Raw genomic sequence first — 22663 nt, 5'->3', positions numbered from 1 at the left:
AGGTATGCGAACGTACGACATCGAGCGCTACCTGAACATCAGGAGCGCCTACGGCGCGTCCTTCTCGGCCGACGGCGAGCGCCTGTCGTTCCTCATGGACACGACGGGCGTCCCGCAGGTCTGGACGGTCGATTCGCCCGGCGCGTGGCCCGAACAGCGGACGTTCTACGAGGAGCGCGTCACCTTCGCCTCGTGGTCGCCCGAGCGCCCCGAAGTCGCCTTCGGCATGGACAACGGCGGCAACGAGCGCGCGCAGCTGTTCCGACTCGAACCCGACACCGGCGTCATCGAGAACCTGACCGAACACCCCGACGCCAAGCACCTCTGGGGCGGCTGGAGCCGCGACGGCGAGCGGTTCGCGTTCACCTCGAACCGCCGCGACAACGCCGTCTTCGACGTGTACGTGCAGGCTCGGGACGGGACCGGCACCGACGCCGAACTCGTCCACGAGGGCGACGGCTGGCTCACCGTCGGCGGCTTCTCGCCCGACGACTCGAAGCTCATCGTCCAGGAGGCGTACTCGAACTTCGACCAGGACGTGTCCGTTCTCGACCTCGCGACGGGCGAGCTGACCCACCTCACGCCGCATCAGGGGACGGTTCGCTTCCAGAGCCCCGAGTGGGGCCCCGACGGCGAGAACGTCTACATGGTGACCGACCGCGGGAGCGACACGCTCGAACTCGTCCGCTACGAGCTCGCCTCCGGCGAGTTCACGACCGTCGAGACCGGCGGCGACCACGAACTGGAGGGAATCAGCATCGACCACGATTCGCGTCGACTCGTCTACTCGCGGAACGTCGAGGGCTACACGGAACTCACCTTCGGCGAACTCACCGCCCCCGACCGCATCGACGCGCTCCCCCAGCCCGACCTGCCGAACGGCGTCGCCGGCGGCGTCTCGTTCTCGCCGGACGGCGAGCGCGCCGCGGTCACCGTCACCGCCAGCGCCGACACCGCCAACGTCTACGTGGTCGAGTTGGCCACGGGCGACGCCGAGCGGTGGACGCTCGCGGCGACGGCGGGCATCCCCCGCGACACGTTCGTCCCGCCCGAACTCGTCCGCTACCCGACGTTCGACGGCCGCGACATCCCGGCGTTCTTCACGCTCCCCGAGGAGTCGCCGGAGGGCGAGACGCCCGTCATCGTGGACATCCACGGCGGCCCCGAGTCCCAGCGCCGGCCGTCGTTCTCGTCGGTCAAGCAGTACTTCCTCTCGCGGGGCTACGCCTACTTCGAGCCGAACGTCCGCGGGTCGGCGGGCTACGGGAAGGCCTACGGCCACCTCGACGACGTGGAAAAGCGGATGGACTCCGTCGCGGACATCGAGGCCGCCGTCGAGTGGCTCCACGACCACCCGGCGGTCGACCCGGACGAAATCGTCGCCATGGGCGGTTCGTACGGCGGGTTCATGGTGCTCGCGGCGCTGACCGAGTACCCCGACCTCTGGGCCGCCGGCGTCGACATCGTCGGCATCGCCAACTTCGTGACGTTCCTCGAAAACACGGGCGACTGGCGGCGCGAACTCCGCGAGGCCGAGTACGGCTCGCTCGAAGACGACCGCGAGTTCCTCGAATCCATCTCGCCGCTCAACAACGTCGAGAAGATTCGCGCGCCGCTTTTCGTTCTCCACGGCGAGAACGACCCGCGGGTGCCGGTCAGCGAGGCCCACCAACTCGTCGAGGAGGCGAGAGAACACGCCCACGTCCGCGAACTCATCTTCGACGACGAGGGCCACGGCTTTACCAAACTGGAGAACCGCATCGAGGCGTACTCTCAGATAGCCGATTTCCTCGACGAGTACGTCCGGAGCGCGCCCGCCGCGGACGACTGAGCCGGACCTGCCTTATTTTCCGTTAGAGTCAAAGCGCGGGACGCCGAACCCCCGTCTATGAGCGCGGACTCCGAACAGCGAACGATCCGGTGTCTCATCGCCAAGGTGGGACTGGACGGCCACGACCGCGGTGCACACGTCATCTCTCGCGCCTTCCGCGACGCGGGATTCGAAGTCATCTACTCGGGGCTGCACCGCGCCCCGGACGAGATTATCCAGGCGACGGTCCAAGAGGACGTCGACGTGCTCGGCATCTCCATCCTCTCCGGCGCGCACAACACGCTCGTCCCGAAGGTGATGGCGGGTCTCGAAGAGTACGGCGCGCTCGACGACACGCTCGTCATCGTCGGCGGCATCATCCCCGAAGAAGACCGACCGGGACTCCTCGACGAGGGCGTCGACGCCATCTTCGGCCCCGGCACGCCGATGCAGGAGACCATCGACTTCGTGAAGGAACACGCGCCCGAGCGAGCGTGACGATGAGTCGGGCGGTCGAATCCGACCTCGTCGAGCGCCTCCTCGACGGCGAGCACCGGGCGCTCGCGCGGGCCATCACGAAAATCGAGTCGCAGTCGCCCGGCTACCGGGACATCGTCTCGGAACTCCACGCGCACACGGGCGGGGCGTCCGTCGTCGGCATCACGGGCAGTCCGGGAGCCGGCAAATCGACCCTCGTCGACAAGCTGGCGAAGCACTACCGCGACCAGGGCGAGACGGTCGGCGTCATCGCGGTCGACCCCTCCTCGCCGTACACCGGCGGGGCCGTCCTCGGCGACCGCATCCGCATGGCCTCGAACGTCGGCGACATGGACGTGTTCTTCCGGTCGATGAGCGCCCGCGGCCAGCTCGGCGGCCTCTCGACCGCCACCGCGGACGCCGTGAAGGCGCTCGACGCCTTCGGGAAAGACCGCATCATCATCGAGACGGTCGGCGCGGGGCAAAACGAGGTGGACGTGGTGAAGACCGCGGACACGGTCGTCGTCCTCGTCCAACCCGGCAGCGGCGACGACGTGCAGATGCTCAAGGCGGGCATCCTCGAAATCGGCGACCTGTTCGTCGTCAACAAGGCCGACATGGAGGGCGCGTCGCGCACCGTCGCCGAGCTACAGGAGATGATTCACCTCCGCGACGACCCGCGGGCGAACCTCGATACGGGCCACCACGGGGCCGAGGCGTTCGACGACGCCGGGCACGGGGGCGGCCACGGCGGGCACGCAGATACGGGCGATACCGGCGATACCGAGACCGACGACGCCCTTGACGAACCGCTCGTCTGGACGCCGCAGGTCCTCGAAACCGTCGCCACGACCGGCGAGGGAATCGACGAGTTGGTCGAGACGCTGGACGACCACCGCGACTACCTCGACGCCTCCGGCGAGTTGGCAGAGAAGGCCCGCAAGCGCGCCGGCGAGGAGATTCGACAGCTCCTCCGAAGCGACGTGAACCGGCTCCTCGAAGCCGAACTCGACCGTCGCGGCGGGGTCGAGGAGTTCGCCGACGCGGTCGTCGAAAAGGAGACCGACCCCTACGCGGTCGCAGAAGACGTGCTCGAACCGTTCCGGGAGTGTCTGGACGACCGGGACGACCGGGACGACTGACGCCGAGACGACCCGGGTGCGGGCGGGACGCCCCCGCCCGCCACCCCACCACGGGCGGGCGAATTAAGGCCACCGCGCGCCATCTACGTGACATGAAACTCCGACGAGCCATCGGACTGGCCGCCGCGGGCGTCGGTCTCACCGCCGCGACCAACGCGGCCCTCTCGAAACGCGTTGGACCCCTCGAACCGCCGCTCTCCGGAAATCACGGGACGTACCGCTGGCGCGGTATGGACGTGTCGTACGTCGAAGCCGGAAACGAGGACGACCCGACGCTCGTCCTCCTCCACGGTATCAACGCCGCGGGCTCGGCCGGCGAGTTCCGCGAGGTGTTCTCGGACCTCGCCGAGGACTACCACGTCGTCGCGCCGGACCTGCCCGGCTTCGGCCTGTCGGACCGCCCGGCTTTGTACTACTCGCCCGCGCTCTACGAGGACTTCGTCGGCGACTTCCTCGCCGAGTACGACGACCCCGCGGTCCTCGCCTCGTCGCTCACCGCGGCCTACGCCGTCGCCGCCGCGGCGCGGGACGACGTGTCGGTCTCGCGGTTCGTCCTCGTCTGTCCCACGTCGCGCGGCGGCCCCGACCCCAAGGAGTGGCTCCGCGAACTCGTCCGCGCGCCGGTCGTCGGCGAGGCGCTTTTCAACGTCGTCGCCTCCCGGCCGTCGATTCGCTACTTCAACGCCGACCACGGCTACTACGACCCCGAGAAGGCGGGCGAGGAGTGGCAGGAGTACGAGTGGCGCACCGCCCATCAGGAGGGCGCGCGCTTCGCGCCGGCGTCGTTCATCTCCGGCTACCTCAACACCGACATCGACCTCGCGGAGGCGCTGTCGTCCCTCGACGTGCCGACGACGCTCGTCTGGGGCCGCGAGAGCGACATCACGCCGCTGAAGCGGGGTCGGGACCTCGCGGACGCCGCGGACTGCAGGCTCGTCGTCTTCGACGACGCGATGTTGCTCCCGCACGTCGAGTTCCCGAACGCCTTCGTCGACACCGTCCGCAACGCCCTCGACTGAGCGGGACCGAAGCCGCGGCCGCGGCCACGAGCCGGCCTGACCCGACCCCAACCCGAACCAACCACCCGAACTGAACCGATGCTCGACTCCCTCTCGCTGTTCTCGCTGTTCCTGTACGGAGCCATCGCGCTCCTCGCGGCCGGCTTCTGGGCGTGGCTCCTCGGCTCGTACGTCTTCGGCTGGCGCTCGCCGCTGGAGGCGGTCGAGGCGCGCGAGGAATAACCCCGCGACGAGTGTGGGGCTACTCGCTCGCGGGCCGGAACACGAGCAACTGCTCGCCGGTGGTCGCGTTCGTGCCCGCGCCGACCGAGACGGCCGTGCCGAGGTCGACCCCGTCGGCGGGCAGGTCGCGGACGACGCCCGTGAGTTTGACCGGGCCGAACGACGCGATGGCCGTCACGTAGGGCGCGTCGTCGGCGAACTCCGGCGCGGGGACGTGCACCTCGGTGAAGGTGAGTATCTCGCCCGTCCCGGGGAGCGGTTCCTCGGTCAACTCGGCCGCGCCGCAGTGCGGGCAGGAGCGCCGCGGCGGGAGCGAGCCGTGACCGTCGGGACACGCGAGGTAGTAGCCCTCGCCGTCCGCGACTGCGGCCAGCCACTCGTCGTAGCCGGTGTCGGTCATCGGTCCACCTCCAAGACGTGGACGACCGCGCTGGCGACGGTCCCGCCCGCGTTGTGGGTGACGCCGACCCGAGCGTCCGGGACGGCGTCGCTGTTGCCGTGGTCGCCGCGGAGGAGTTTCGTCATCTCGACGACTTGGGCGGTTCCCGTCGCGCCGACCGGGTGACCCTTCGCCTTGAGGCCGCCCGAGAGGTTCACCGGGAGGTCGCCGTCGCGGGTCGTCTCGCCGCGGGCGGCCGCGCCGACTCCCTCGCCGTGGTCGTAGAGTCCGAGCGATTCGAGCGCGAGCACCTCGGCGATGGTGAAGCAGTCGTGGACCTCGGCCACGTCAACGTCCTCGGGGCCGATGCCGGCGTCGGCGTAGGCGGCGTCGGCGGCTTTCGTCGCGGCGGGCGTCCGCGCGAGGTGGGGTCTGTCCTGAAGTGCGGCCTTGTCGCCGCCCTGTCCCGACCCGGTGACGGAGACGGGCGCGTCGAGGTCGTGTCGCTCGGCGTAGTCGCCGCTGACGAGGACGACCGCGCTCGCGCCGTCGGTGATGGGACAGGCGTCGTAGAGCGAAAGCGGGTCGGCGACGACCGGGCTTTCGAGCGCGTCGTCGACCGTGATTTCGCGGTGGAACTGCGCGTAGTCGTTCTGCATCGCGTTGGCGTGGTTCTTCACCGCGACGTGCGCGAGGTCCTCGCTGTCGCCGCCGAAGGCGTCGAAGTACGCGCGGGCCATGAGCGCGTACGCGCCGGGGAACGTGACTCCCGCGCGGACCTCGAACAGCTCGTCCGCGGCGATGGCGAGCGACTGGGTCACCTCGGCGGTGCCGAGGTTGTTCATGCGCTCCATGCCGCCGGCGAGGACCACGTCGGCCGCGCCGCTCCGAATCGTCGCGACCGCCTGCCGGAAGGCGACGCCCGCGGAGGCGCAGGCCTGCTCGTAGCGGGTCGCGGGGCAGTCGAGGCCGGCGGCCTCGGCCATAATCGGCCCCTGATGGCCCTGCTTTTCGGCGAGTTCTCCCATGAAGTTGCCGTAGAAGAGTTCCTCGTAGTCGTCGCGGGAGACGCCGGCGTCCTCGCGGGCGGCGAGGGCGGCCTCCGCGAACAGGTCGCGGCCGGTTCGCTCGGGGTGACTGCCGAACTTCGTCAGTCCGACCCCGGCGATTCGCACGTCAGTCATGAATGAACGTACGTGATAGATGGTCCTTGAACCTGCCGCTCGCCCTCGGTCCGCCCCGCGCCTCGTCCCTCTCTTTCCCGCGCTCGCGGCCGCGACGCGGCGGGCCGCGGTCCCCATCGACGTCGGTCGATTTTCGCCCTCGATTGACGCTCGTTTTCGACCCATCGCAACGGTTACCACGGCCCCGCGAGACGGTCCACTATGAGTGACTGGATAGGCGACACGTTCACGAGCGAGGTCGGCTGGAACCACTTGGAGCGACTCGTCGACATCGGCAACCGGATGGCCGGCTCGCCCGGCGAGCGAGAGGCGATGGAGGCGACCCGAGACGCCCTCGACCGCGTCGGCGCGCGGAACGTCCGCATCGACCCCTTCGAGATTCAGGGCTGGGAGCGCGGCGACAGCGCAGTCTACGCCGCCGACACCACGCAGGACTGCATCGCGCTCCCGCGCAGTCCCGCGGGCACCGCGAGCGGCGAACTGGTCGACCTCGGCTACGGCCTGCCCGAGGACTTCGACCGCGACCTCTCGGGGAAGGTCGTCGTCGTCTCCACGACGGTCCCCGACCACTACGACCGCTTCATCCACCGCCGCGAGAAGTACTACTACGCCGTCGAGGCCGGCGCGGCCGCGTTCGTCTTCGCCAACCACGTCCCCGGCCAACTCCCGCCCACGGGGAGCGTCGGCACCGCAGAGGCTCCCATCGGTGACATCCCCGCGGTCGGCGTCAGCAAGGAGGTCGGCGCGCGCCTCCGCCGTCGGTTCGACGGCGACGAGGTGACCGTCGACGTGACCTGCGAGACGCCCGCGGCCGAAAGCGGGAACGTCCACGCCGAACTCGGCCCCGACACCGACGATGAGGTGCTCGTCACGAGCCACCTCGACGCTCACGACATCGCCGAGGGGGCGATGGACAACGGCGCGGGCACCGCGATGGTGGTCGAAGTCGCCCGCGCGCTCGCCGCCCGCGAGGACGAACTCGACACGCGCGTCCGCTTCGTCTGCTTCGGGGCGGAGGAAGTCGGCCTCGTCGGCTCCGAGTACGAGGCCGACCGCCTCGGCGACGCTCGGAGCGACGTGAAGGCCATCGTCAACAACGACGGCGTCGTCGCCGGGCGGACGCTCAAGCTCACCACCCACGGCTTCGACGAGCTCGAAGCCGCTGCCGACGCCGTCGCCGAGCGGTTCGACCACGACGTCTCGACGCTCCCCGAACAGCTCCCCCACAGCGACCACTGGCCGTTCGTCGCCCGCGGCGTCCCGGCGTACATGGTCGGCAGTGAAAAGGAGGGCCGCGGCCGCGGCTGGGGCCACACCCACGCCGACACCATCGAGAAACTGGAGTCGCGGACGCTCCGCGAGCAGGCGATTCTCCTCACGGAACTGACCGTCGAACTCGCCGACGCCGACCGCGAGATTCCCCACGCCGACCCCGCGGACATCGCGGCGGCGCTCGAAGCCGAAGACCAGGCCGAGGGCATGAAAGTCACCGGCGACTGGCCGTTCTGAGGCGTCGGCGACGCGGACGGTCCGCGGAATCTCTCTTTCCCACCGCCGGACCGAACCACGAGGGCTTTTATTCGCGGCGGCGTAGCACGGGACGATGCTACGGGGGCTCGCCGCGGGTGGACGACGATGAGATTCGGTATCGTCGGTGACGACTCGGTCGCCACCGCCGTCAGAGCGGCCGGTGCGTCGGTCGAGCCGGAGCCCGCCGACGCGGACGCCGTCGTCGCGGTCGGCGAGTCGGCGCTCTCGGCGGTCGCGCTCGGTGCCGAGTGGTCGTGTCCGGTCGTCCCCGTCGACTGCGCCGCGCCGTGGTCGCCAAAGCGGCACGAACTGGAGTCGCGGCTGTCCGCGTTCGTCGCCGGCGGCGGCCGCGTCGTCGACCACCCGACGCTCTCGGTCGGCGAGGACTCGTCGGCGCGCGCGCTCTTCGACGCGATGCTCGTCACGAGCGAGCCGGCGCACATCTCCGAGTACGGCGTCGCCCACGCGGAGACGGCGGTCCCCTTCTCGACGGACCCGACCGACGAGTCGCGCGCGGCGGCGCGCTGGACGCCGGTCGACGAGTTCCGCGCCGACGGCGTCGTCGTCGCCACCCCGCTCGGGAGCTCCGGCTACGCGCGCGCCGCGGGCGGCGCGGTCGTCGGTCCCGCCGCCGGGCTGGCCGTCGTTCCCGTCTCGCCCTACGCGACCCAGACGAACTCGTGGGTCCTCCAACCCCCGGTTAGACTGTCGGTCGAACGCGACGACGCGCCCGTCTCGCTCGTCGCCGACGACGAAGTCGTCCGGGAGATACGCCCGTTCGAGTCGGTGGTCATCGACCGCGACGGGAGCGTCCCGGTTCTCGTCGAGTGAGCGCGGGGCGGTTCGCCGCCGCCGCCGAGCGGCGACGCTCGACGCGGCGAAAATACGTGTTCCTCGTGAGCGATGCGAGCGCGGCGACGCGGAGAAGACTGCGTCGCGTGCTTAGACGATGAGATTCCAGTAGTCCGAGACGACGAAAAAGAGGCTCTGGAACGCGGCGTACAACAGCACGAGCGTGGCGGCGACGAGCGAGCCGTTCGGGCGTTCGAGCGGCTTGTCCGTCCGAGCCTCGACTTTGCGCGCTTCGAACTCGAAGAAGTCGGTGACGAACATCCCGACGACCAGCACGGTCAGCACCATGCCGCCGTGCGGTTCGACGAGCAGATAGAGGAACGAGGCCAACACGACCGCGCCCGACGTGATCGAGTGCGGGAGGTACCGAGAGACGGCCTCCTCGCCACCCTCCTCGGCCTGCCGGACGTGCGACCGGTGGGCGAGAAAGCGCGTCGCGAAGTTAGCGAGCACGAGCGCGAGCGCCAGGTGCGGGACGATCGGCTCGACCGCCGTCAACTGATCGAGCGGGACGAGGAACTGTAGTGGGTGCATACAGGACCGTCGGGGCGAGACTCATTAGAGTTTTTCCAATCCGACGCGGTAGGTCGACCGGAGCGCGACCGCTATCGTGAGGGGGTTCTTCCGCGACTCGAATCGAGATGAGAGGAGAACTGACTGCGCCTCGGCCGGCTTACTGCGCGTTGCGGCGCTCTTCGAGCGCGGACATGATCTGGTGGCCCGCGGGGATGAGCACCCAGAAGGTGAGCGCGCCGAGGAGCGCGAACCAGAGGAACACGTCCATCAGCGTGACGCCGATGATGTTGAACAGTCCCTCGGTCGCGCCGGACGACAGCGGCTCGATGAGCTGTTTGCTGCTCTCGAAACTGCTCGTCCGGTACCACGACGCGAGCACCAACCACGCGAGTCCGGACCCGGTCAGGATACCCAGTCCCTTGATGAATTCGTCAGCCATTGTTCGAGTCTTCGCCGGAGTCCTCTTGAGACTTTCCCATTCCTCGGGCGCGGAATCGGGTCCCGAGCGTGTAGACGACCGCGCCGAACGCGATGACGCTCAGCCCGACGACCGCGAGCGCCGTGCTGAGGAGGCCGTCGGCGACGCCGATGCCGAGCGCGCCGAGCGCGGCGGCGACGACCGCGCGGAGGGCGCTCACTTGGAGCGTCGCGGCGTCGAGGAAGACGAATCCGAGGACCACGCTGACGACCGCGATGAGCGTCGAAAAGACGGTGATCGTCTTGTAGAGCCGCATGGGAACGACGATATCGCGGCGGCCGCGCCGCGTCTCGTCGCTCTCGTGGAGTCGGTCGGTCGCGTCGCTGTCTGTCATTGGTGGCGCTAAGAGGGGACAGGTGGTAGTGGTTCCGCTCTATTTCGGCGGACGAAGCCGGTAGTAGCGGCGGTTGAGGTTGTACATGTACCCCTCGCGCATCGTCTTCAGCACCGCGTAGGTGATGGTCCCGAAGACGAACGGAAGCAGGAACGTCAGGTCGAACAGCAGGTCGACGTTCATGGGCATGAGGTTCTTGATGGCCAGAAGCGAGATGGTCAGCGCGAACACCACGCCGAAGACGCCGACCGCCGACCAGAACGGCTGCTCGACGGGGCGTCGGGCCGAGCCCTTGTTCAGGAAGGGCACGATGGCGATGAAGCCCACGACGACGACGTTCGCCAGCACGCCGTACGTGCGGTCGGCCATCAGCATCTGATCGCCCAGAATGGCGATCTCGGGGTTGAGGGGGCCGAGTTTGAGCAGGCCGAACGACCAGTAGAGATACCAGTCGGGCAGGATGACCGCCGGCGTGCTCGACGGGTTCGCCGGGGCCCCGATGTGCGGCGGCATCGTCGCCGAGAGGAACAGGATCATCCCGACGAAGAACGACGCGATAGAGAGGTTGCGGACGGTCTCGTGGGGCCACGTGGGGAACGCGAGCACGTCGCGTTCGACGTAGTCGGACTCCGTGCGGAGGTCCTGGTCTTCGCGGCGTGCGCGCTCGAAGTACTCGTAGGTAAGCCGAGAGAGGCCGGTCTTGCGAGCCTTGCGCTCGCTCCACGTCGGCGTCTCGTCGTCCGGGGCCACGATGCCCGCGCCGTCGGATCGAATCTCCTCGTTTTCGGGTTCGTTGTCGCTCATAGTTGTCACCTCAGTGCGGCTCCGCGATGCCCTGCACCCACACGATACCGATGTGAATCGCGATGAGCGTCGTCACGACGAACGGGAGCAGGAACACGTGAATGATGTACATGCGCTGTAGCGTCGACTGGCCCAGCGAGAAGCCGCCGAACAGGAGCTGTGCGACCCACTCGCCGGCGAGCGGAACCGACAGCGCCATCTCGACGCCGATCTGACCGGCCCAGAACGCGAGCTGGTCCCACGGCAGGAGGTATCCGGTGTACCCGAACACCATCGTCAGGCTGATCAGGACGATGCCGAGGAGCCAGTTCAGCTCGCGGGGTTCCTTGTACGACCCCGTGAAGTAGACACGGAGCATGTGTAGGAACACGGCCGCGACCATGACCTGCGCCGACCAGCGGTGGACGGAGCGGAGCATGAAGCCGAACTGCAGGTCGCGCATGATGAACTCGATACTGTTGTAGGCCGTGGTCGGGTCGCCGGTCGTCGCGGGCGAGTAGTAGAACCCGAGAAGGGCCCCGCTAATCGCCGCGACGACGTACGCGAGCGTCGAGAACAACCCGAGCGTGTACAGCGGATACCAGTACCAGAACTTGTTGTCGAGGTTGTACTGCTCGGTGTGGCTCTTCGGCATCTGGAGGTTGACTCGGTAGTAGAGCGTCTCCAGAAGTTCCAGATAATCGACGATGCGGAGTCGCTTATCCAGCCAGATGAGCGTGGTGAGGAAGGTGGCCTCGACCGGGGTGAGGTCCTTCTTTTTCATCCAGGCCTTGTGGTCGTAGTCGTCTTTGCGTTCGAGACTCATTGTTTATCGCTTGTAGTAGGGGTACACCGCGCGCTTGACCTGTTCCCACGCGTCGTCGCTGCTGAGGGCGACACCGTCGACGTCCTCCTCGCGGACGTAGAGGTCTTCCCACTTGCGACGCCGCTTTTTGACGATCATCACGTCGGGGAGGAACTCCTTGCGGTACAGCGCGAGGATGAACGCGAGGTCCACGAAGACGACGGCGAGGATGCCGCCGAGGAACATGTTCCCCGTGTCCGTCAGTCCCCAACCGGAGACGAAGCCGTAGGTAAAGAGGAACACGAACACGACCTCGATAATCGTCAGGAGGACGATAGCGATGGCCGCCGCGGTGCTCTCTCGCGCCGGTTCGTACCGGTGGATGTCGCCGTACGTGCTGCCGGTCGAAGACATTACTCGCCACCTCCGGTGTTACCCGTATTTGGGGACTCGCCGTACTTCAAGATGAAGAACGTGTAGATGATGGTGACGATGATGCCGAGAATCGTCGCCGAGCCGACCCAGTGTGCCTGAATCGGGACGCCGAGTTCGTGTAGTTCCTTCCGGCCGCCACCGCCGGTGCTCACAGTCGCCACGTCGTCGCCGACGGCGACCGCGCCGAGCATGCCGAGCGCCTCGTGGGGCACGCAGTGGTACTTCGTGATACCACCGCTCTCGAAGGTGAACTCGTAGGTACTTCCGGCCTCGGAGACGGCCGCGCCGGAGTCGAGCGACGCGCCCTCGCTCGCGACGACGTTGTGGCCGCCGCCCTCGCCGGTCCACTCCCACGTCACGGTCGTACCGGTGTCGATCCAGATGCCAGCCGGTGCGAACGCAAGGTTCCCGCCGTTGCCGGACGCGCCGACTTCGATGGTGACCTCGCTTTGGCCGCGGAGGTCTTCGTAGCCTCCGTCGACGCCGTCGAGGTGGCCATCGAAGTCGGGTTGAACCTGCGCTCCACCGCCGCCTTCCTGCGCAGCAGCGGTCCCGGCGGCAGCGGTCGCGGCGGCTGTCGCACCGCCAGCCGTTCGGAGAAACTCCCGCCTTTTCATACGGTCGTTCGTCAGGATGGGATGCGCTTAAACCCACCGACTATGCCGTCACGGAGGGTGTTTGCGAGGCGGGTTCGCGTCGGCCTCAGCCCTCAGAACTGAGGGCGTCTCTCTCGGGACCCTCGACCAAGGGCGAGGCGGTTTCGTCCCCGTCGAACGCGGGCACGAACTCGGGCCGCGAGTCGCCTTCGAGGCCTATGACGCGGAGCCTGTCCCGGTACTCCTCGGCGCGGAAGCGGTCGGACAAGCGAGCGTTTGCGACGACGACGAAGAGGAAGATGCCGACGAGTAGGAAGCCGAAGCCAGCAATCGGCGCGGCGATTGTCTTCGGGCTTGGAAGCCACGGCCACGACGCGATGAGTGCGAGTCCGCCGATTACCTGGCCGAACGCGACGATTTGGAGCATCCGATTCCCGAAGTCGCCGGTCCCCTGTGCGACCTCGTCGGGTTCGGGGAGCCTGACGGTCTCCGGCGCGTCGTTCACCTCGAAGTCCTCCATCGAGCAGAGCGCGACGGTCGGTTTCACGTCGCGGAGGACGGTCCCCTCGCCCTCGACGCTCCCGTCGGGGTAGACGACGGCGTAGCCCTCGTCGGAGTACGCGAGAATCCGCGGTTCGCCGTCTTCGGTCACGCGTTCGAGGACGGCGAACACCTCGCGAATCGCGACGCGGTAGCGGAGCTCCTGTTCGACGCGGTCGAGCAGCTCCTCGCCGACAATCCACGAGTCGGGGTCGAACGCGGCGTCCCACTCCTCGGGGGTCATCTTCGCCATGTCGGCCGGGCCGAAGTTCTCGAAGTCGTACTTGGCTTCGACCTCCTCGCGGAGGGCCGCGAGCTCCGCGTCGGACATCGCGGCGTCGGCGTCCGCGTCCGGCGACGTGCCGTCGTCGGCCGGGGCGGAAGACGAGTCTGACATCGCCCCGGAGTAGGGTCCACGCCGGTAAACGTGTTCCGACCCCGAACAGCGCCTCGTCGCGTGTGGCTCGCCGTGCGACGCTCCGAAACGTGGCGTCCAGTTGGTCCGGCGCTCGAAAGACGTGGGTCGAAACTCGAACCCGGGGCGTCGGCCCCGGCGCTCGGAGTTCGCCGAGTGGTCTAGCGCTCGAACGGAGCGCCGCGCATCGGTCCCTTTAGGCCGACCGGGTCCGAACGCCGTGCGATGGCAGACGAGACGACCCTCGCCACGCTCGCCGCGATCACCGTCACGGCCAGCTTTCCGTTTTACATCTACGGCGCGTGGATAATGATCGACGCCGAGACGGTCTCGTGGGACGTGCTCGTCTACCACCTCAAAATCATCTTCCCCGGGCTCGTGTTGAACACGGTTCCGGTCGTCGCGTGGATGCTCCCGCGGCTCTTTCAGCAGCTCAACGGGCTCAGCGCCCTCCACGCGATTCTCGGCCTACAAGCGTACGCGATGCTCGTCTTCGCGCTCACGGGAATCGTCCGTATCTTCCAGGCCAAGTGGGAGGCCGACCTCTACCGCGACCCGGACCCGGACGTGTCGCTCGACGACCTCCACGAGAACATGGGGGCGTGGCGCGGCCGCCTCCGCGTCGGCGTCTTCGGTTACGTCATCTTCTGGATTCTCGCGTGGCTGCTCGGCATCTACCGCTACCTGAGCGGCTACGTGTTGGGCTGAGCGCTCACCACGCCTCGCCGCTGGCGAGGTCGACGTCGTGGTCGCGCTTCGAGGAGGGACAGATGCCTTCGAGCACGCACGCGTCGCAGTCGGGGTTGCGCGCGTCGCAGACGGCTCGCCCGTGGCTGATGAACAGGTGGGTGAACTGCTGCCAGTCGCGCTCGGGGACGACCGGCATCAGGTCCTCCTCGATTCGCTCGGGGTACTCCTCTTCGGTCAGCCCGAGGCGGCGCGAGAGCCGCTGGACGTGGGTGTCGACGACGATTCCCTCGACGATGTCGTGGCCGTGCTGGAGGACGACGTTCGCGGTCTTCCGGCCGACGCCGGCGAGGTCGGTCAGCGCGGACATGGTGTCCGGGACCTCGCCGTCGTGCTTTTCGATGATGTCCGCGCACGCGGAGCGGATGTACTTCGCCTTGTTGTTGTAGTAGGTGATGGAGCTGATGTCGTCGGCCAGCTCTTCTTGGTCGGCGGCGGCGTAGTCCGCCGCGTCGTCGTACTTCTCGAACAGCTCCGCGGTGACCTTGTTGACGCGCTCGTCGGTACACTGCGCCGAGAGCATGACGGCGATGAGCAGTTCGAGGCGGTTCGAGTAGGAAAGCGAGATGGTGGTGTCGGGGTACTCCTCGTACAGTCGGTCGAGGACCTCCTCGGCCTGCGCCTCGCGGCTTTCGAGTGGCGTGCCCATACCCGTGGGTTCGACCCGGTCGGTTTCAGTCGTTCGGGTTGGGCCGGTCGCCGGTGCCGAAATACCGACGATTTATGATTCACGACCGCGACCGACCGGGTATGTCCGCGCTCGAACTCCCCGGCCGACGCGAATCGTGGCTGACCGCGGCCGCGACGCTCGGCGGCTACGGTCTCATCCTCACTGCGATGTTCCTCGCGCTGTTCGTCCTCCCGTACTTCGCGTTCGCCGCGTAGCCACTCGGCGGTCGGCGTCGCGCGAAAAGTGAATCCGAACGGAGTCGAAACCCGAACTCGGGCGGAACGAAACGTGGCTCGCGCGTCGGTTACGCGAACGCGCGCGAGACTTCCGCCTCGTCCGAGGATTCCTGCTGAATCTTCTCCCAGGCGTCGAGGAAGTCCTGCATGTATATCTCCGTGCGGTCGTCGCGGATGGCGAACATGCCGGCTTCCGTACAGACGGCCTTGATGTCGGCACCGGAGGCGTTGTCGGCCATCTCGGCGAGTTCGACGAAGTCCACGTCGTCGGAGACGTTCATCTTCCGGGTGTGAATCTGGAAGATTATCTCGCGGCCGTCCTCGTTCGGCTTGGGCACCTCGATGAGGCGGTCGAACCGACCGGGGCGGAGAATCGCGGGGTCGAGCATGTCGAAGCGGTTGGTCGCCGCGATGATGCGGATGTTGCCGCGCTCGTCGAAGCCGTCCATCTCGGCGAGGAGTTGCATCATCGTGCGCTGGACCTCGGCGTCGCCGGAGGTCTTCGAGTCCGTGCGCTTCGAGGCGATGGCGTCGATCTCGTCGATGAAGATGACGGCGGGCTCGTTCTCGCGGGCGACCTCGAACAGGTCGCGGACGAGCTTCGCGCCCTCGCCGATGAACTTGTGCACCAGTTCGGAGCCGGCCATCTTGATGAACGAGGCGTTCGTCTGGTTGGCGACGGCCTTGGCGAGCATCGTCTTCCCGGTGCCCGGCGGGCCGTACAGGAGCACGCCGGACGGCGGGTCGATGCCCACCTTCTCGAACATCTCGGGGCGGTCGAGCGGCATCTCGACCGTCTCGCGGACCTCCTGCATCTGCTCTTCGAGTCCGCCGATGTCCTCGTAGGTCACGTCGGGGCTGTGTTCGACCTGCATCACGCGCGCCCGGACGTCCGTCTCCTTGTCGAGCCGCTTGACGATGGAGAGAGAGTTGTTCACGGCGACGCGCGCGTCGGGTTCGAGCTCCTCGCGCATCTCGTCTGTCACTTCGGTGAGGGCCTCTTGGTTGTTACCGTGCTGCTTGATGATGACCCCCTCGTCGGTGATTTCCTGAACCGTCGCAACGAAGAGCGGCGACTGCTTGAGCTTCTTGTTCTCGTGGGTGAGTCGCTCAAGCTTCTGTTGATACTTGTTGTTCTCGGCGTTCGTGTCGAGGAGCTTGTCGCGCATCTCCTCGTTCTGCGTTTCGAGAACTTCGAGCCGCTCTTGAAGGGCGGTGATCTTCTCCTGCTGCGACGCCGAGTCCTTATCGTAGGGGAGGTCGACGTCGTCCACAGTATCGGTCATCATCCGGCATAGGGTGCAGGTTCATAAGAGGCTTCGGGTGTGTGAGGGATTCGCCGCCTAGGGCGCGTCTCCCGCCCGGATGACGAGTCTGACGTGCGTCACATAAATTCCTAGCGGTAATAATTCTGGATAGCAAATATTATCTAATAGCATCGCTTGGTGTCTCGTACGATGAGCACTACGGAAGCAGCCGAACGCGAGTCCGAACCCGACGCAGACGACCGCTGGGCGTCGGTTCGGGACATGCCCCCGAGCGCGAAGTTGGTGGCGAAGATTCTCGACTACGAGGACACGCTCACCCAGAGTCAGATCGCCGAGGAATCGCTTCTACCACCGCGCACCGTCCGCTACGCGCTCTCCCGGCTGGAAGACGAGGGCGCGGTCGACTCCCGGTTTTCCTTTTCCGACGCGCGCAAGCGGCTCTACACGCTCAACATTTAAGTCCGAACGCGCGGCCACGTCGTCGCATGTCTTCGCCCGCTCCCGACGACGTCGGCCGCGCGCTCTCCGCGCTCGCCGACGCCGACGCCGATATCGACGACCGGCCCGGCGCCCGTCCGCCCGCCGAGGTCGTCGCCGACGCGCGTGACGCCTTCCAATCGCTTTCTTCCGCCGCCCGCTTTCTCTCCGACGGCGGCGAACTGACGCTCCGCCGAGCGGTCGGCGAGGCCGCCCGACGCGGGAACCACGACTGCGCGCGTTCCGGGCGGGCGCTCCTCGCCGACCTCGACCGGCTCCACGTCGCGCTCGCCGACGCGGCCGACGGGTCGAATCGGGACTCCCGTGCCGCTGAGGGACGACCGCGGGACCCCGACCACTTCCGCTCCGGTCGCACAACCGTTTTCAGCGGCGGTGTCGAACCGAGTGATAGATGACACGGGTGATACACACCGGCGACACCCACATCGGGTATCAGCAGTACCACTCGCCGGAGCGCCGACAGGACTTCCTCGACGCCTTCGAGCGGGTCGTCGCGGACGCGCTCGACGGGGACGTGGACGCCGTCGTCCACGCGGGCGACCTCTACCACGACCGCCGTCCCGAACTCCCCGACCTCCTCGGGACGCTCGCCGCGCTCCGTCGCCTCGACGACGCCGGGATTCCCTTCCTCGCCATCGTCGGCAACCACGAGTCGACCCGCGGGGGCCAGTGGCTCGACCTCTTCGAGCGCCTCGGACTGGCGACGAGACTGGGGCGCGACCCCCACGTCGTCGGCGACGTTGCGTTCTACGGCCTCGACCACGTGCCGCGCTCCCGCCGAGACGAACTCGACTACCGGTTCGAACCCGCCGACGCCGGCCGCGCGGTGCTCGTCGCCCACGGCCTCTTTACGCCCTTCGCGCACGCCGACTGGGAGACGGAAACCGTCCTCGACGAGTCGAACGTCGACTTCGACGCGGTCCTCCTCGGCGACAACCACGTCCCCGACACGGCCGACCTCGACGGGACGTGGGTGACCTACTGCGGGTCCACCGAGCGCGCGAGCGCGAGCGAGCGCGACCCCCGCGGGTACAACCTCGTCGAGTTCACGCCCGACGCGGTCGACATCCGCCGGCGGACCCTCGAAACGCGCCCGTTCGCGTTCGTCGAGGTCGACCTCGCCGGCGACGAGGGCATCGAGCGCGTCCGCCAGCGCGTCCGCGAGTTCGACGTCGAAGACGCGGTCGTCATCGTCGAACTGCGGGGCGAGGGCGACGCCGTCACGCCCGCGGCGGTCGAATCGTTCGCCGTCGAGGAGGGCGCGCTCGTCGCCCGCGTCAACGACAAACGCGACATCGACGACGACGCCGAACTGGCGGCGGACGTGACGTTCGCCGACCCCGACGACGCGGTGCGCGAGCGGGTCCGCGAGATGGGGCTGTCGAGCGCCGCCCTCGACGTGGACGAGACGGTCCGCGCGAGCAAGGTCGCCGACTCGAACGTCCGCGACGAGGTGCGCGAGCGCGTCGAATCGCTCCTCTCGGAGGACCCCGACGCCTTCGTCGCCGCCGAGAGCGAGGGCGAAGGCGAGAGCGGGGACTCGGCGGATACGGCGGTCGCTGAAGACGTTGAAGCCGCCGAAGACGCGGCTGAGACCGAACCCGAGCCGGAGGCGACGACCGACACCGACTCGGAACTGGCTGACGCCGACGCGACGACCGACACCGACTCGGAAACGACCGCCGAACCCGATTCGGAGTCCGCCGCGGACCCGGTGGCGAGCCGCGACAGCTCGCTGGGTGATTTCGCGTGAGGTTCACCCACATCGCCATCCGGAACTTCAAGCCCTACGAGGACGCCGAACTCGACCTCCGAGACGGCGTCACGGTCATCCACGGCGTCAACGGCAGCGGCAAGTCGTCGCTCCTCGAAGCGTGTTTCTTCGCGCTCTACGGCTCGAAGGCGCTCGCGGGGACGCTCGAAGACGTGGTGACGACGGGCGCGGACGACGCCGAAATCGCGCTCGAATTCGTCCACGACGGCGGCGAGTACCGCATCGACCGCCGGATTCGCGTCTCCGGCGACCGCGCGACCACCGCGAAGTGCGTCCTCGACGGCCCCGGTGGGACCGTCGAGGGTGCGCGCGACGTTCGCCGGCACGTCGCGTCGCTCCTGCGGATGGACGCCGAGGCGTTCGTGAACTGCGCGTACGTCCAGCAAGGCGAGGTCAACAAGCTCATCAACGCGACGCCGAGCCAGCGGCAGGACATGATAGACGACCTCCTCCAGCTCGGGAAGCTCGAAGCCTACCGCGAGCGCGCCGGCAACGCCCGGCTCGGGGTCGAGGACGTGCTGACGAAAAAGCGGAGCATCCTCGAAGACGTCGAGTCGCAAATCGAAGCCAAGGAGGACGCGGACCTCCACGCGACGCTCAACGCGCTCGAATCCGAACTCGACTCCCTCGACGAGGAGATTTCGAACTACGAGGCCCAGCGCGACAAGGCGAAGTCGGCGCTCGACGCCGCCGAGGCGACGCTCGACGAACACGCCGAAAAGCGGGAGCGACTGGACGAAATCGAGTCGGCCATCGAGGACCTGACCGCGAAAATCTCCGCGGACGAGACGAAGCGCGACGACCTCTCGGAGCGAATCCGCGACCTCGACGCCGCCGCCGACGACCTCGAATCGGACATCGACGACGCCCTCGCTCGGGCCGACCTCGACGACGCGAGCGACGGGGCGATAGCCGACGCGCGAGAGGCGCTTTCGGAGCGCGAGGCGGAGCTTCGCGACGACCTCTCGGATGCGCGGACGCGGGCGCAGGCGTTCGAGACGCAGGCCGAGCGGCTCGCGGAGCGCGCCGACGACCTCGAATCGCGCGCCGCGGAGAAACGCGAGGCCGCCGACGCCGACGCGGAGACCGCCGCCGAGGCCGAGCGAGAGCTCGAATCGTTCCGCGAGACGCGCGCCGAGCTTCGGTCGTCGCTCGACGACGCCGAAGCGCGGTTCGAAGACGCACCCGTCGAACTCGGCGAGGCCGCCGACCTCCTCGAAGAACGACGGGAGGCGCGGTCCGACGCCCGCGAGTCGCTCGCGGAGACGGAGACCGAACTGAAGAACGCGCGCGAGCGGCTCGCCGAGGCCGAGCGCCTCCGCGACGCGGGCAAGTGCCCCGAGTGCGGACAGCCGGTCGAGGGGTCGCCCCACGTCGACGCCATCAGCGAGCGCGAGGCCGCGGTCGAGTCGCTGGAGGCCGACCGCGAATCGCTCGAATCGGCGGTCGAGTCGCGCTCGGCGGCCGTCGAGGCGGCCGAGGCGCTGGTCGAAGTCGAGAACCGCGCGAGTTCCCAGCGCGACAGACTCGACCTCGTGGACGAACGCATCGACGACCGCGAGGAGACCGTCGAGAGCCGCCGCGAGGCCGCCGCGGAGAAGCGCGAGGCGGCCGCGGAACTCGAAGCCGAAGCCGAAGAGAAACGCGAGGCGGCGACGACGCAGGCCGAGCGGGCCGAGGAAGTCGCAGAGACGGTCGCATCGCTCGAATCCGACCTCGACGCCCTCGGCGACCGGCGCGACCGACTCGATCGCGTCGAGTCGGTGGTCGACGCGCGGGCCGAGAAAATCGACGCGCGGGACCGGCTCCGCGAGAAGCGCGAGACGCTCGCCGAGGTGAACCGCGAGCGCCGCGAACACCTCCGAGAGCGCCGCGAGCGCCGCGACGAACTCCGAGAGACGGTCGACGAGGAGGCGGTCGAGGGGGCGAGACAGCGCAAGCAGAAGGCCGCGGCGTACCTCGAACGGGTCGAAGACGAGGTGCTTCCCGAGTTGCGCGACGACCGCGACGAACTCCAGAGCCGCGTCGGCGGCGTCGAGGCCGAACTCGAACAGTTGGACGCCCTCCGAGAGCGCCGCGAACACCTCGCCGAGCGCGTGGACGCCCTCGAATCGGTCCACGAGGAGGTCTCGACGCTCGAATCGACCTACGGGGACCTCCGGGCGGAGCTTCGCCAGCGCAACGTCGAGGTGCTCGAACGGATGCTCAACGAGACGTTCGACCTCGTCTACGCCAACGACGCCTACTCGCGAATCCGGCTCGACGGCGAGTACGGGCTGACGGTGTTCCAGAAGGACGGCACCGCGCTCGAACCCGAACAGCTCTCTGGCGGCGAGCGCGCCCTGTTCAACCTCAGCCTCCGGTGTGCCATCTACCGGCTCCTCGCCGAGGGAATCGACGGCGCGGCACCGCTTCCGCCGCTCATCCTCGACGAGCCGACGGTCTTCCTCGACGACGGCCACGTCTCGCGGCTGGTCGACCTCGTCGAGGACATGCAGAGCCGCGGCGTCAAGCAGATTCTCATCGTCAGCCACGACGACAAGCTGGTCGGCGCGGCCGACGACCTCGTCCGCGTGGAGAAGAACCCGACGACGAACCGCTCGACGGTCGAGCGGACCGACGCGCCGACGCTCTCGGCGAGCGCCCTCGGGGACGACTGAGCCGTTCGATTCCGCCGCGCTAGCCTACTCGCGGCCGCCGTTCGCCCGCAGCAGTTCGACACCCTCTCTCGCGGCGTCGGTCGCCTCGTAGCCGCGCTCCCCGTAGACCGTGGTCTCGGCGACGAGGCCGGCGACCCGGAACTCGGTCAGGAGGCCGTGGAGGTCGCTCTCGCAGAGGTCGTAGGCCCCGAGGAGGTCGACCACGGGGAGCGGCCCGCGGTCGACGAGGTCGACGAGCAGGCCGAGGCCGCGCTCGGTCGGGACCGCGACGAGGATTCGCCGGACCGATTCGGGGACGGCGCGCGCGGCGGTTTCGAGCGGGGACTCGCCGGTCTCCGGGTCGCGGACGCGACTGGCGTCGCTCGACTGCTTGACGAGGAGGTACGTCCGGCCGTCAGGTCCGCGGACGGTTCGCATATGTGTCGGCGAAGGGCGCGACGACTGTTAGCGATTGCGCTCGGCGGCGTCTCCGGCGGGTTCGCGTGCCTCGTCTTCTCCCTCGGCGAGTCCGTCGTCGTTCGTTCCGTCGTCGTTCGTTCCGTCGTCGCTCGGGTCTTCGTCGCTTTCGTCCCCGTCGCTCTCGTCGTCCTTCCACGTCCCCCGCTTGAACTCCCGGTAGATGGAGTAGACGCGGACGAGCGCGACCGCGCCGAACAGAAAGATGCCGCCGCCGAGGAGCGTTTCGCCGCGGAAGTAGACGAGCATCGGGCCGATAGTGATGCCCGCGAGGCCCACGTTCGCGAGCACGACGCTCGCCCAGAACAGGCGTGCGACGGCGGGGTTCACGTCGGCCGAGAACTCCGGTGCGTCGTCGAAGCCGTCGCCAGTGCTGGCGTCTTCGCCGGGGATGCGGACGCGGGGTATCGTCGGGAGGTCCCGTTCTGGATCGCCCCAGCGAGATTCCGGGTCGGCCCAGTGGGCCCTGCGGTCGCCCCGCCGTTTTTTCGGGTCGAACGTCGAGGCCGTGTCCTCCGACGGACGCTCCGCGTCGTCGTCACCGTCGGCCGCGTCGGTGGGGGGCGTCCCCTCGCGTCGCTCGTCGTCCGTCACGCTCGCGTCGAGACGCCGTGCCGAGAAAAAGTGTCCGTTTCGGCCGGGTCAGGCGCAGTCGTCGAGGCGCATCGAGCGCGTGGCCTCGACCCACGCGAGTGGGTTCTCCGCGTCGTAGAACACCACGCCACCGTCGATATCGTAGGATTCGACCGTCTCGGCTCCCGTCGGACCAGCCGGTCCGTCGCCGTCGATCGTGCCATCCCACCGCTCCGGAGTTGCGTGGTCGGTCATATCGTGTGA

28 protein-coding genes are annotated in these 22663 nt (G+C 68.2%); 13 read left to right on the top strand and 15 right to left on the bottom strand.

Translation table 11 applies throughout. The annotated features are described in order from the left end of the window. Positions 1 to 4 precede the first annotated feature (4 nt). The 5 genes from BN996_RS10655 (at position 5) to BN996_RS20130 (ending at position 4670) form a co-directional block, all read left to right on the top strand. The gene (locus BN996_RS10655; RefSeq protein ID WP_089778879.1) at positions 5 to 1831 is read left to right on the top strand and encodes a S9 family peptidase; all 1827 of its coding nucleotides are present in this window, start codon (positions 5 to 7) and stop codon (positions 1829 to 1831) included. A gap of 57 nt (positions 1832 to 1888) precedes the next feature. After that, positions 1889 to 2308, top strand: a complete 420-nt coding sequence (locus BN996_RS10650) for a cobalamin B12-binding domain-containing protein (RefSeq protein WP_089778877.1) — start codon at positions 1889 to 1891, stop codon at positions 2306 to 2308. 2 nt (positions 2309 to 2310) lie between these two features. Further along, the gene (gene meaB / locus BN996_RS10645) at positions 2311 to 3429 is read left to right on the top strand and encodes a methylmalonyl Co-A mutase-associated GTPase MeaB (RefSeq protein WP_089778875.1); all 1119 of its coding nucleotides are present in this window, start codon (positions 2311 to 2313) and stop codon (positions 3427 to 3429) included. Positions 3430 to 3521: 92 nt separating this feature from the next. After that, complete coding sequence (locus BN996_RS10640) at positions 3522 to 4448, top strand: alpha/beta fold hydrolase (protein ID WP_089778873.1); 927 nt, start codon at positions 3522 to 3524, stop codon at positions 4446 to 4448. 78 nt (positions 4449 to 4526) lie between these two features. Next, on the top strand, positions 4527 to 4670 hold the full coding sequence (locus BN996_RS20130) for a hypothetical protein (RefSeq protein ID WP_167344126.1): 144 nt from the start codon (positions 4527 to 4529) through the stop codon (positions 4668 to 4670). A gap of 19 nt (positions 4671 to 4689) precedes the next feature. On the opposite strand, the gene BN996_RS10635 is transcribed toward BN996_RS20130, so the two are convergent. Both BN996_RS10635 and BN996_RS10630 read right to left on the bottom strand, forming a co-directional pair. After that, positions 4690 to 5070, bottom strand: coding sequence for a Zn-ribbon domain-containing OB-fold protein (locus BN996_RS10635; RefSeq protein WP_089778872.1), 381 nt, complete (start codon positions 5068 to 5070; stop codon positions 4690 to 4692). Beyond that, positions 5067 to 6233 carry a thiolase domain-containing protein gene (locus tag BN996_RS10630; RefSeq protein ID WP_089778870.1) on the bottom strand — a complete coding sequence of 389 codons (1167 nt, stop codon included), beginning with the start codon at positions 6231 to 6233 and terminating at the stop codon, positions 5067 to 5069. Before BN996_RS10630 ends, BN996_RS10635 begins: the two co-directional genes overlap by 4 nt. A gap of 201 nt (positions 6234 to 6434) precedes the next feature. On the opposite strand from BN996_RS10630, the gene BN996_RS10625 reads away from it, so the two are divergent. Both BN996_RS10625 and BN996_RS10620 read left to right on the top strand, forming a co-directional pair. After that, the gene (locus BN996_RS10625; protein WP_089778868.1) at positions 6435 to 7742 is read left to right on the top strand and encodes a M28 family peptidase; all 1308 of its coding nucleotides are present in this window, start codon (positions 6435 to 6437) and stop codon (positions 7740 to 7742) included. A gap of 126 nt (positions 7743 to 7868) precedes the next feature. Further along, positions 7869 to 8594, top strand: coding sequence for an NAD(+)/NADH kinase (locus BN996_RS10620; RefSeq protein WP_089778866.1), 726 nt, complete (start codon positions 7869 to 7871; stop codon positions 8592 to 8594). 111 nt (positions 8595 to 8705) lie between these two features. Here BN996_RS10620 and BN996_RS10615 read toward each other — a convergent pair whose 3' ends face one another. From BN996_RS10615 to BN996_RS10580, 8 genes are all read right to left on the bottom strand, one after another. Continuing rightward, positions 8706 to 9149 carry a DUF7313 family protein gene (locus BN996_RS10615; RefSeq protein WP_089778864.1) on the bottom strand — a complete coding sequence of 148 codons (444 nt, stop codon included), beginning with the start codon at positions 9147 to 9149 and terminating at the stop codon, positions 8706 to 8708. Positions 9150 to 9288: 139 nt separating this feature from the next. Continuing rightward, positions 9289 to 9570 carry a DUF7314 family protein gene (locus BN996_RS10610; protein WP_004971174.1) on the bottom strand — a complete coding sequence of 94 codons (282 nt, stop codon included), beginning with the start codon at positions 9568 to 9570 and terminating at the stop codon, positions 9289 to 9291. Then, entirely contained in the window at positions 9563 to 9943 is a 381-nt protein-coding gene (locus tag BN996_RS10605; protein WP_089778862.1) for a DUF7315 family membrane protein, read from the bottom strand. Before BN996_RS10605 ends, BN996_RS10610 begins: the two co-directional genes overlap by 8 nt. Before the next feature lie 39 nt (positions 9944 to 9982). Beyond that, entirely contained in the window at positions 9983 to 10747 is a 765-nt protein-coding gene (locus tag BN996_RS10600; protein WP_089778860.1) for a cytochrome b family protein, read from the bottom strand. A 10-nt stretch (positions 10748 to 10757) separates the two neighbouring features. Further along, positions 10758 to 11552: a cytochrome b gene (locus BN996_RS10595; protein ID WP_089778858.1), complete on the bottom strand. Its 795-nt coding sequence runs from the start codon at positions 11550 to 11552 to the stop codon at positions 10758 to 10760. A gap of 3 nt (positions 11553 to 11555) precedes the next feature. Beyond that, positions 11556 to 11945, bottom strand: coding sequence for a DUF7318 family protein (locus tag BN996_RS10590; protein WP_089778856.1), 390 nt, complete (start codon positions 11943 to 11945; stop codon positions 11556 to 11558). Next, the gene (locus BN996_RS10585; RefSeq protein WP_089778854.1) at positions 11945 to 12583 is read right to left on the bottom strand and encodes a halocyanin domain-containing protein; all 639 of its coding nucleotides are present in this window, start codon (positions 12581 to 12583) and stop codon (positions 11945 to 11947) included. The genes BN996_RS10590 and BN996_RS10585 overlap by 1 nt, the downstream gene beginning before the upstream one ends. 85 nt (positions 12584 to 12668) lie before the next feature. Next, the gene (locus BN996_RS10580; protein WP_089778852.1) at positions 12669 to 13499 is read right to left on the bottom strand and encodes a DUF7319 domain-containing protein; all 831 of its coding nucleotides are present in this window, start codon (positions 13497 to 13499) and stop codon (positions 12669 to 12671) included. 243 nt (positions 13500 to 13742) lie between these two features. Here BN996_RS10580 and BN996_RS10575 point away from each other — a divergent pair, with 243 nt between their 5' ends. Then, the gene (locus BN996_RS10575; protein ID WP_089778850.1) at positions 13743 to 14225 is read left to right on the top strand and encodes a DUF7321 family protein; all 483 of its coding nucleotides are present in this window, start codon (positions 13743 to 13745) and stop codon (positions 14223 to 14225) included. A 4-nt stretch (positions 14226 to 14229) separates the two neighbouring features. On the opposite strand, the gene nth is transcribed toward BN996_RS10575, so the two are convergent. Beyond that, a complete protein-coding gene (gene nth / locus BN996_RS10570; RefSeq protein ID WP_089778848.1) occupies positions 14230 to 14913 on the bottom strand; it encodes an endonuclease III in 684 nt (227 codons plus the stop codon). A gap of 101 nt (positions 14914 to 15014) precedes the next feature. Here nth and BN996_RS20680 point away from each other — a divergent pair, with 101 nt between their 5' ends. Then, the gene (locus tag BN996_RS20680; protein ID WP_256364947.1) at positions 15015 to 15149 is read left to right on the top strand and encodes a hypothetical protein; all 135 of its coding nucleotides are present in this window, start codon (positions 15015 to 15017) and stop codon (positions 15147 to 15149) included. An 89-nt stretch (positions 15150 to 15238) separates the two neighbouring features. Here the strand turns inward: BN996_RS20680 and pan1 are convergent, their stop codons facing one another. Then, complete coding sequence (pan1, locus tag BN996_RS10565) at positions 15239 to 16456, bottom strand: proteasome-activating nucleotidase Pan1 (RefSeq protein WP_089779916.1); 1218 nt, start codon at positions 16454 to 16456, stop codon at positions 15239 to 15241. Positions 16457 to 16627: 171 nt separating this feature from the next. Between pan1 and BN996_RS10560 the strand changes: the two genes are divergently transcribed. The 4 genes from BN996_RS10560 to rad50 are packed head-to-tail and all read left to right on the top strand — an operon-like array spanning position 16628 to position 21370. After that, positions 16628 to 16897, top strand: coding sequence for a helix-turn-helix domain-containing protein (locus BN996_RS10560; RefSeq protein ID WP_089778846.1), 270 nt, complete (start codon positions 16628 to 16630; stop codon positions 16895 to 16897). Positions 16898 to 16923: 26 nt separating this feature from the next. Continuing rightward, entirely contained in the window at positions 16924 to 17331 is a 408-nt protein-coding gene (locus BN996_RS20125) for a DUF7966 family protein (RefSeq protein ID WP_167344125.1), read from the top strand. Then, on the top strand, positions 17328 to 18689 hold the full coding sequence (gene mre11, locus BN996_RS10550) for a DNA double-strand break repair protein Mre11 (protein WP_089778842.1): 1362 nt from the start codon (positions 17328 to 17330) through the stop codon (positions 18687 to 18689). The genes BN996_RS20125 and mre11 overlap by 4 nt, the downstream gene beginning before the upstream one ends. Then, complete coding sequence (rad50, locus tag BN996_RS10545) at positions 18686 to 21370, top strand: DNA double-strand break repair ATPase Rad50 (protein WP_089778839.1); 2685 nt, start codon at positions 18686 to 18688, stop codon at positions 21368 to 21370. Before mre11 ends, rad50 begins: the two co-directional genes overlap by 4 nt. Before the next feature lie 24 nt (positions 21371 to 21394). Here the strand turns inward: rad50 and BN996_RS10540 are convergent, their stop codons facing one another. The 3 genes from BN996_RS10540 to BN996_RS10530 are packed head-to-tail and all read right to left on the bottom strand — an operon-like array spanning position 21395 to position 22654. Next, entirely contained in the window at positions 21395 to 21787 is a 393-nt protein-coding gene (locus tag BN996_RS10540) for a DUF7346 family protein (protein ID WP_089778837.1), read from the bottom strand. 27 nt (positions 21788 to 21814) lie between these two features. Next, positions 21815 to 22420: a DUF7322 domain-containing protein gene (locus tag BN996_RS10535; RefSeq protein WP_089778835.1), complete on the bottom strand. Its 606-nt coding sequence runs from the start codon at positions 22418 to 22420 to the stop codon at positions 21815 to 21817. Positions 22421 to 22468: 48 nt separating this feature from the next. Then, positions 22469 to 22654 carry a DUF7331 family protein gene (locus BN996_RS10530; RefSeq protein WP_089778833.1) on the bottom strand — a complete coding sequence of 62 codons (186 nt, stop codon included), beginning with the start codon at positions 22652 to 22654 and terminating at the stop codon, positions 22469 to 22471. Positions 22655 to 22663: the final 9 nt, after the last annotated feature.

Source organism: Haloferax massiliensis (assembly GCF_001368915.1).
Lineage (GTDB): Archaea > Halobacteriota > Halobacteria > Halobacteriales > Haloferacaceae > Haloferax > Haloferax massiliensis.
This window is presented reverse-complemented; position numbering and strand designations above follow the sequence as displayed.

What these genes read in the sequence shown, in the direction of transcription:
- BN996_RS10655 (WP_089778879.1), top strand. Translation starts at nt 5, where the DNA reads ATGCGAACGTACGACATCGAGCGCTACCTGAACATCAGGAGCGCCTAC.
- BN996_RS10650 (WP_089778877.1), top strand. Translation starts at nt 1,889, where the DNA reads ATGAGCGCGGACTCCGAACAGCGAACGATCCGGTGTCTCATCGCCAAG.
- meaB (WP_089778875.1), top strand. Translation starts at nt 2,311, where the DNA reads ATGAGTCGGGCGGTCGAATCCGACCTCGTCGAGCGCCTCCTCGACGGC.
- BN996_RS10640 (WP_089778873.1), top strand. Translation starts at nt 3,522, where the DNA reads ATGAAACTCCGACGAGCCATCGGACTGGCCGCCGCGGGCGTCGGTCTC.
- BN996_RS20130 (WP_167344126.1), top strand. Translation starts at nt 4,527, where the DNA reads ATGCTCGACTCCCTCTCGCTGTTCTCGCTGTTCCTGTACGGAGCCATC.
- BN996_RS10635 (WP_089778872.1), bottom strand. Translation starts at nt 5,070, where the DNA reads ATGACCGACACCGGCTACGACGAGTGGCTGGCCGCAGTCGCGGACGGC.
- BN996_RS10630 (WP_089778870.1), bottom strand. Translation starts at nt 6,233, where the DNA reads ATGACTGACGTGCGAATCGCCGGGGTCGGACTGACGAAGTTCGGCAGT.
- BN996_RS10625 (WP_089778868.1), top strand. Translation starts at nt 6,435, where the DNA reads ATGAGTGACTGGATAGGCGACACGTTCACGAGCGAGGTCGGCTGGAAC.
- BN996_RS10620 (WP_089778866.1), top strand. Translation starts at nt 7,869, where the DNA reads ATGAGATTCGGTATCGTCGGTGACGACTCGGTCGCCACCGCCGTCAGA.
- BN996_RS10615 (WP_089778864.1), bottom strand. Translation starts at nt 9,149, where the DNA reads ATGCACCCACTACAGTTCCTCGTCCCGCTCGATCAGTTGACGGCGGTC.
- BN996_RS10610 (WP_004971174.1), bottom strand. Translation starts at nt 9,570, where the DNA reads ATGGCTGACGAATTCATCAAGGGACTGGGTATCCTGACCGGGTCCGGA.
- BN996_RS10605 (WP_089778862.1), bottom strand. Translation starts at nt 9,943, where the DNA reads ATGACAGACAGCGACGCGACCGACCGACTCCACGAGAGCGACGAGACG.
- BN996_RS10600 (WP_089778860.1), bottom strand. Translation starts at nt 10,747, where the DNA reads ATGAGCGACAACGAACCCGAAAACGAGGAGATTCGATCCGACGGCGCG.
- BN996_RS10595 (WP_089778858.1), bottom strand. Translation starts at nt 11,552, where the DNA reads ATGAGTCTCGAACGCAAAGACGACTACGACCACAAGGCCTGGATGAAA.
- BN996_RS10590 (WP_089778856.1), bottom strand. Translation starts at nt 11,945, where the DNA reads ATGTCTTCGACCGGCAGCACGTACGGCGACATCCACCGGTACGAACCG.
- BN996_RS10585 (WP_089778854.1), bottom strand. Translation starts at nt 12,583, where the DNA reads ATGAAAAGGCGGGAGTTTCTCCGAACGGCTGGCGGTGCGACAGCCGCC.
- BN996_RS10580 (WP_089778852.1), bottom strand. Translation starts at nt 13,499, where the DNA reads ATGTCAGACTCGTCTTCCGCCCCGGCCGACGACGGCACGTCGCCGGAC.
- BN996_RS10575 (WP_089778850.1), top strand. Translation starts at nt 13,743, where the DNA reads ATGGCAGACGAGACGACCCTCGCCACGCTCGCCGCGATCACCGTCACG.
- nth (WP_089778848.1), bottom strand. Translation starts at nt 14,913, where the DNA reads ATGGGCACGCCACTCGAAAGCCGCGAGGCGCAGGCCGAGGAGGTCCTC.
- BN996_RS20680 (WP_256364947.1), top strand. Translation starts at nt 15,015, where the DNA reads ATGTCCGCGCTCGAACTCCCCGGCCGACGCGAATCGTGGCTGACCGCG.
- pan1 (WP_089779916.1), bottom strand. Translation starts at nt 16,456, where the DNA reads ATGACCGATACTGTGGACGACGTCGACCTCCCCTACGATAAGGACTCG.
- BN996_RS10560 (WP_089778846.1), top strand. Translation starts at nt 16,628, where the DNA reads ATGAGCACTACGGAAGCAGCCGAACGCGAGTCCGAACCCGACGCAGAC.
- BN996_RS20125 (WP_167344125.1), top strand. Translation starts at nt 16,924, where the DNA reads ATGTCTTCGCCCGCTCCCGACGACGTCGGCCGCGCGCTCTCCGCGCTC.
- mre11 (WP_089778842.1), top strand. Translation starts at nt 17,328, where the DNA reads ATGACACGGGTGATACACACCGGCGACACCCACATCGGGTATCAGCAG.
- BN996_RS10540 (WP_089778837.1), bottom strand. Translation starts at nt 21,787, where the DNA reads ATGCGAACCGTCCGCGGACCTGACGGCCGGACGTACCTCCTCGTCAAG.
- BN996_RS10530 (WP_089778833.1), bottom strand. Translation starts at nt 22,654, where the DNA reads ATGACCGACCACGCAACTCCGGAGCGGTGGGATGGCACGATCGACGGC.